Origin of the sequence: Kineococcus indalonis (assembly GCF_009906395.1) — a bacterium.
GTDB classification, from domain to species: Bacteria; Actinomycetota; Actinomycetes; order Actinomycetales; family Kineococcaceae; genus Kineococcus; species Kineococcus indalonis.
Genome location: NZ_JAAALM010000189.1, coordinates 1 through 6774 on the forward strand (window position 1 = coordinate 1; position 6774 = coordinate 6774).

Here is a 6774-nt window from a genome sequence, read left to right on the forward strand (position 1 = left end):
CACCTCGTCACCGACCGCGCCCGCCGGTGCAGCAGCCGGTGCCGGGTGCCCCGGCGCCCGGGGCACCCTCGGTCCCGGCCCCCACCGAGCCCCCGGCGGGCGCGGTCGGTGACGAGGTGCTGCGCGGGGAGGACGCCGCCGCGGCCGTGCGCGAGCTCGCCGCCCGGCGCGCGGAGGCGCTGCGGGCGCTGGACCCGGCCGCGCTGGCCGCGGTGGACGCCCCCGCCTCGCCGGCGCTGTCCGCCGACGAGGCGCTGCTGGCGCAGGTGGCCGGCGCGGGCAGCCGCTGGTCGGGCCTGGGCTTCGAGGTCCTGGACGTGCGGGTCGAGGAGAGCGCCGCCGGGCGCCTGGTGGTGCTGGCGAGCGTGGTCACCCAGGCCCACGAGGTCGTCGGCGCCGACGGGGCGGTGACGAGCGTGCCGGCGTCGGCGCCGCGCAGCTCCCGCCTCACGCTGGTGCGCGTGGGGGAGCAGTGGCGCGTGCAGGCCGTCGGTTGAGCGCACCGGCACCGGCACCCGCGCTGCGGGTCGCGCGGTGCGGCCCGCGGGCACCGTCAGGAGCGCCGGTGCGCCCCCGCGAGCCAGCCGGCCACGGCGTGCGCGTCGGGGTGCTGGAAGCGGAACCCGGCCTGCAGCAGCACGCGCGGGACGACCCGCTGGCTGGCCAGCACCTCCCCGGCGAACTCCCCCAGCGCCACGCGCAGCGCGGGGGCCGGCGCCGGCAGCAGGGCGGGGCGGTGCAGGGCTCGGCCCAGCGCGCGGGCCACCGCGGCGTTGCGCGCCGGCTGCGGGCACGCCAGGTTCACCGGTCCGGACACCGGCTGCTCCAGCAGGAACGTCAGCGCGGCGACCTCGTCGGGCGTGGAGATCAGGCTCCACCACTGCCGGCCCGAGCCCAGGGGCCCGCCCGCGCCGAGGCGGAAGAGGGTCAGCAGCCGCCCGAAGGCGCCGCCGCCGGGGTCGGCGAGCAGCCCGGTGCGCGCCAGCGCCACGCGCACCCCGGCCACGGCGGCCGGTTCCGCGGCCGCCTCCCAGCGGGCCACGACGTCGGCGAGGAAGCCGTCGCCGCGCGGGGCGTCCTCGGTGAGCACCGCCTCCCCGGCGTCGCCGTAGGCGCCGATGGCGGAGGCGTTGACCAGCACGCGCGGCGCGGTGTCCAGCGCCAGCAGCGCGCGCACCAGGGTGCGGGTGGAGTCCACGCGCGAGGACAGCACGAGCTGCTTGTACTGCTCGTCCCAGCGGTGGTCGCCCACCCCGGCGCCGGAGAGGTTCACCGCCGCGTCGACGGCACCCAGCGCGGCCGGGTCCAGCTCGCCGGCGGCGGGGTCCCAGCGCACCTCGCCGGGCCCGCGCACCGGGCGCCGCACCAGGGTCACCACCTCGTGCCCCTGCTGGCGCAGGTGCCGCACCAGGTGCCCGCCGATGAGGCCGCTGGCCCCGCTCACCACCACCCGCACGCCGGTCTCCTCCTCGTCCGGACGGGTCCGGCGCGGTCTGCTCCACGACGGTCCCCGCGACGGGCGGAGCCCCGCTCCCGGTCCGGGAACGGGGCTCCGCGCTGATCGGTCCGGCGGCCGGGGCCGCCGGGAGGGCTCAGAGCCCCAGTTCACCCTCGAAGGCGCCGCCCTCGATGCGCTTCTTGATGGTCTGCAGGAAGCGCGCGGCGTCCGCGCCGTCCACGATCTGGTGGTCGTAGGACAGCGCCAGGTACATCATCGAGCGGATCGCGATCGTCTCCTGGCCCTCGTCGTCGGTGAGGACGACGGGGCGCTTGACGATCGTGCCGGTGCCGAGGATCGCCACCTGCGGGGCGTTGAGGATCGGGGTGTCGAACAGGGCCCCGACGCTGCCGGTGTTGGTGATGGTGAACGTGCCCCCGGCGAGGTCGTCGGGGGTGATCTTGTTGCTGCGGGTGCGCGCGGCGAGGTCGGAGACCTTGCGGGCGATGCCGCCGATGTTGAGGTCGCCGGCGTTCTTGATGACCGGCGTGATGAGGCCCTTGGGGGTGTCCACGGCCATCGAGATGTTCTCGCTGGCGTGGTAGACGATGTTCTCGCCGTCGATGCTGGCGTTGAGGGCGGGGTGCTGCTTCAGCGCCTCCACCGCGGCCTTGACGAAGAACGGCAGGAACGTCAGCTTCGCGCCCTCGGTGGCCGCGAAGGAGTCCTTGGCGCGGGCCCGCAGCCGGGCGATGCGGGTGACGTCGACCTCGATGACGGTGGTCAGCTGCGCGGAGTTCTGCAGCGACTCCTTCATGCGCTGGGCGATGACCTTGCGCAGCCGCGACATCTTCTCGGTGGTGCCGCGCTTGGCGGACACCTCGAACGCCGGGGCCTGCTTCTGCTCCGGCGCGACCGCGGCCGCGGGGGCCTGCGCCGGGGCGACCTGCTGCTGGGAGGCCTGCTGCTGGGAGGCCTGCTGCGCGGCGCGCTCGGCGGCGGCCCTGGCCTCGTCGGCGGCCTGCTGCACGTCCTGCTTGCGGATGCGCCCGCCCACGCCGGTGCCGGTGACCGCGGACAGGTCCACCCCGAGGTCCTTGGCGAGCTTGCGCACCAGCGGCGTGACGTAGGTGCTGCCGCCCGTGGGCTGCGGCGCCTCCTGGCGCGGGGCCGGCACCTGCTGGGGCGCCTGCTGCTGCGCCGGCTGCGGGGACGGCTGCTGCGGCTCGGGGGCGCCCTCGCCGCGGGCGGCGGTGGGCTGGGTGGAGGCCTCGGCCTGCCGGCGGGCGGTCTCGCGCTCGGTGACCTCGTCGGCCAGCGACTCGCCCTCGCCCTCCGGCTGCGTCTGCAGCGGCTCCTTGACGGGGGCGTCCTGCTGAGCGGGCTCGCCCTGCGGGGCGGGGGCCTCCTGCTGCGGGGCCGAGCCCTGCTCGGAGGCGTCGCCCACGCGGGCCAGGTCGGTGCCGACCTCGACGGTCTCGTCCTCGCCGACGAGGATCTCCAGCAGGGTGCCGGCCACGGGGGAGGGGATCTCGGTGTCGACCTTGTCGGTGGACACCTCCAGCAGGGGCTCGTCCACCTCGACGGTGTCACCGACCGACTTCAGCCAGCGGGTGACGGTGCCCTCGGTGACGCTCTCCCCGAGCGCCGGCATCTGCACCGAGTTCGACATCTGTTCGGTTCTCCTCACGGACGGACGTGCTCCGGCGCCCGGAGGGACGCCGACGGGTTCGGGCGGGACGGCGGGGCCGCGCCGACGCGGCCCCGCCGGTGCTCAGGAGTGCGAGTGCAGCGGCTTGCCGGCCAGCGCCAGGTGCGCCTCGCCGAGGGCCTCGTTCTGCGTGGGGTGGGCGTGGACGAGGTTGGCCACGTCCTCGGGGAACGCCTCCCAGTTGACGATGAGCTGCGCCTCGCCGACCTGCTCACCCATGCGGGAGCCGACCATGTGCACGCCCACGACCGGACCGTCCTTCTGCCGCACCAGCTTCACGAAACCGGTGGTGCCGATGATCTGGCTGCGGCCGTTGCCGCCGAGGTTGTACTCCACCACGTCGACGTCGCCGTACTTCTCACGGGCCTTTGCCTCGGTGAGCCCGACGGAGGCGACCTCGGGCTCGGAGTACGTCACCTTCGGGATGCCGGTCTCGTCGATGGGCGCCGGGTCCAGGCCCGCGATGTCCTCGGCGACGAAGATGCCCTGCTGGAACCCGCGGTGCGCCAGCTGCAGGCCCGGGACGATGTCGCCCACGGCGTGCACGCCCTCGACGTTGGTGCGCAGGCGCTCGTCGGTGAGCACGAAACCGCGGTCCATCGACACGCCCTGCTCCTCGTAGCCGAGGCCGGCGGTGTTCGGGCCGCGGCCCACGGCGACGAGCAGGAGGTCGGCCTCGAACGTCTTGCCGTCCTCGAGGGAGACGACGACGCCGGAGCTCGTCTGCTCCACGCCCTTGAAGCGCACCCCGAGGGAGAACTTGATGCCGCGCTTGCGGAACGCGCGCTCCAGGGCCTTGCTGGAGGCCTCGTCCTCCAGCGGGACCAGGTGCGGCAGGGCCTCGACGATGGTGACGTCGGCGCCGAAGGACTTCCAGACGCTGGCGAACTCCACGCCGATGACGCCGCCGCCGAGGACCACGACGGACTCGGGCACCGAGTCCAGCTGCAGCGCCTGCTCGCTGGTGATGACGCGCCCGCCGACCTCCAGGCCGGGCAGCGAGCGGGAGTAGGAGCCGGAGGCGAGCACGACGTGCTTGCCGGTGTAGCGCCGGCCGTCGACCTCGACGGTGTCCTTGGCGACGAGGCGGCCGGTGCCCTGGACCAGCTCGACCCTGCGGGACTTCACCAGGCCCTGCAGGCCCTTGTACAGGCGGGCGACGACGCCGTCCTTGTACTTGTTCACGCCCGCCATGTCGATGGAGTCGAAGGTGGCGCGCACGCCGACGCTCTCCGACTCGCGGGCGGAGTCCGCCACCTCGGCGGCGTGGATGAGGGCCTTGGTGGGGATGCAGCCCCGGTGCAGGCACGTCCCGCCCAGCAGGTCCTTCTCCACGAGGGCCACGGACAGCCCGAGCTCGGCCGAGCGCAGGGCGCACGCGTAGCCCCCGCTGCCTCCTCCGAGGATGACGACGTCGTACTCCTGGCCGGCGGCACCTGCCACGAAAAGCTCCTAGGTCGGCTGTGCTGGGGACTGCTGCGGTGATTCTGTCACCCTCGACCGCACGCAGTGCCAGCGGGCGGATGTGACGGGGCCCACGCACGACGACGGCGGCGGCACCCTGCGGGGTGCCGCCGCCGTCGCGGGGCTCGGGGGGAGGTGCTCAGCGCTCGCGCTCGTCGACCACGGACTCCTTGCGCACGGTCGCGGCGGACTCCTTGCGCACGGCCTCCTTGCGCACGGTCACGGCGGACTCCTTGCGCACGGCCTCCTTGCGCACCGTCACGACGGACTCCTTGCGCACCTCGACCACGGCGCCCGAGGGGGCCGCCGACGCGGCGGAGGCGGTCGCGAGACCACCACCGGCGAGGACGGCGGCAGCGGCGGCGACGGCTGCCGCGCGGCGGGCGAGCGGGCGCAGGCGGGGCTGCGCGGCGGAGTGCGTGGCGTGCATGGATCCTCCTGGATCGACCCCGAGCGGACGGGGTGAGCGGCTGGGTCTGGGTCGAGCGGACGGTCGAGGCCCCCCGAGGGCCGTCACAGCGAGCATAGCGGTAGTCGCTCTCCGTGCACGGGGACGGGGCGCCCGCCGCCGGCGGGCCGGGCCCCGCCGTCAGCGGGCCAGGTCCTCCGCCAGCGCGACCAGGGTGCGCACCGCCACGCCGGTGCCCCCGCGGTGGGTGTAGCCGTGGGGCTCGGACGTCAGGAACGCCGGGCCCGCGACGTCCAGGTGCGCCCACGGCACGGGCGAGCCGTCGGCGCGCCGGCCGACGAACTCGCGCAGGAACAGCCCCGCCACGAGCATCCCGCCGGCCCGGTCGCCGATGTTGGCGAGGTCGGCGACCTGCGAGTCCAGGCTGGGGCGCAGCTCCTCCGGCAGCGGCATCGGCCAGAACTGCTCGCCGGCGCGCTCCGCGGCGGCGAGCACGTCGTCGCGGAAGGCGTCGTCGTTGGCCATGACCGCCGAGACGCGGTTGCCCAGCGCCACCACCTGCGCGCCGGTGAGGGTGGCCACGTCCACCACGCGGTCGGGCTGCTCGGCGGTCGCGGCCACGAGCGCGTCGGCCATCACCAGGCGGCCCTCGGCGTCGGTGTTGAGCACCTCCACGGTGGTGCCGCCGTGCATCGTCAGCACGTCCGAGGGGCGGATCGCCGTGCCCGAGGGCATGTTCTCCGCGACCGCGAGCCAGCCCGTCACCCGCACCGGCAGGTCCAGGTCGGCGACCGCCCTGACGGCCGCGAGCACGGCCGCGGCGCCGGACATGTCGCTCTTCATCGTCTCCATGCCGGCCGGCGGCTTGAGCGAGAGGCCGCCGGAGTCGAAGGTGATGCCCTTGCCCACGAGGGCGAGGTGCGCCTTCGCGCCCTTCGGGGCGTGCTCGACGACGACCAGGCGCGGCGGGCGCGAGGAGCCCTGCCCCACGCCCAGGATGCCGCCGTAGCCGCCGTCGGCCAGCTCGGCCTCGGTGAGCACCCGCACCTGCACGGAGGTGCCGCGGGCCAGCTCCTGCGCGGCGTCGGCGAGGTCGGCCGGGGCCAGGTCGCCGGGGGCGGTGTTGACCAGGTCGCGCGCGACGGCCACCGCCGCGCCCAGCGCGCGGGCGCGCTCCAGCGCCGCGCGCACGGCCTTGTCGCGCGGCTTGTCCACCAGCAGCACCACCTGCTCCACCGGTGCGCGGTCGGCGGCCTTGTAGCGGGTGAAGGCGTAGGCGCCCAGCGCCGCGCCCTCGGCCAGCGCCCCGGCGGCCGCGGCGTCGCCGGCGGGCAGCGCCAGGGCCACGCGCCGGCGCCCGGCTAGGGCGCGCACGGCGGCACCGGCCGCCCGGCGCAGCGCCTCGGCGTCCGCCGGCTGCTCGCCCAGCCCCACGACCGCCACGAGGGGGGCGGCCACGCCCGCCACCCGGGGCAGCAGGTGCACGGCGCCGGCCGCGCCGTCGGCGCCGAGGTCGGCCAGGGCCTGCGACAGCGCCGAGCGGGTCGCGCGCGGCAGGTCGTCGACCCCGAGCAGCACCGGCGCGGAGCGCCCGGTCCCCGGGGAGCGCACGGCCCCCAGCACGACGGCGTCGGCCGCGACGCTCTTGACGGACTTGCTGCTCAGCTCCAGGCGGACCACCGGGCCACCCTACCCAGCGGTGCGCGCGCCCCCGGTCCGCCCCGGCGCCGCCGCGCCCCGCTCCTCCGGCAC

Annotated in this window: 5 protein-coding genes and 1 pseudogene; 1 reads left to right on the top strand and 5 read right to left on the bottom strand. The window is 76.1% G+C overall.

The features are described 5' to 3' along the window. Positions 1-497 (top strand): annotated as a pseudogene (locus tag GTR00_RS10900) (hypothetical protein); the annotation flags it as partial. A 56-nt stretch (positions 498-553) separates the two neighbouring features. Here GTR00_RS10900 and GTR00_RS10905 read toward each other — a convergent pair. The 5 genes from GTR00_RS10905 to GTR00_RS10925 form a co-directional block, all read right to left on the bottom strand. Next, the gene (locus tag GTR00_RS10905; protein WP_166611646.1) at positions 554-1456 is read right to left on the bottom strand and encodes a TIGR01777 family oxidoreductase; all 903 of its coding nucleotides are present in this window, start codon (positions 1454-1456) and stop codon (positions 554-556) included. 136 nt (positions 1457-1592) lie between these two features. Further along, complete coding sequence (gene sucB, locus GTR00_RS10910; protein WP_323132396.1) at positions 1593-3128, bottom strand: 2-oxoglutarate dehydrogenase, E2 component, dihydrolipoamide succinyltransferase; 1536 nt, start codon at positions 3126-3128, stop codon at positions 1593-1595. An 84-nt stretch (positions 3129-3212) separates the two neighbouring features. Next, the gene (gene lpdA / locus GTR00_RS10915; protein WP_166611647.1) at positions 3213-4592 is read right to left on the bottom strand and encodes a dihydrolipoyl dehydrogenase; all 1380 of its coding nucleotides are present in this window, start codon (positions 4590-4592) and stop codon (positions 3213-3215) included. A gap of 160 nt (positions 4593-4752) precedes the next feature. Next, on the bottom strand, positions 4753-5043 hold the full coding sequence (locus tag GTR00_RS10920) for a hypothetical protein (protein ID WP_166611648.1): 291 nt from the start codon (positions 5041-5043) through the stop codon (positions 4753-4755). A gap of 159 nt (positions 5044-5202) precedes the next feature. Then, the gene (locus GTR00_RS10925; RefSeq protein ID WP_166611649.1) at positions 5203-6702 is read right to left on the bottom strand and encodes a leucyl aminopeptidase; all 1500 of its coding nucleotides are present in this window, start codon (positions 6700-6702) and stop codon (positions 5203-5205) included. Positions 6703-6774 lie beyond the last annotated feature (72 nt).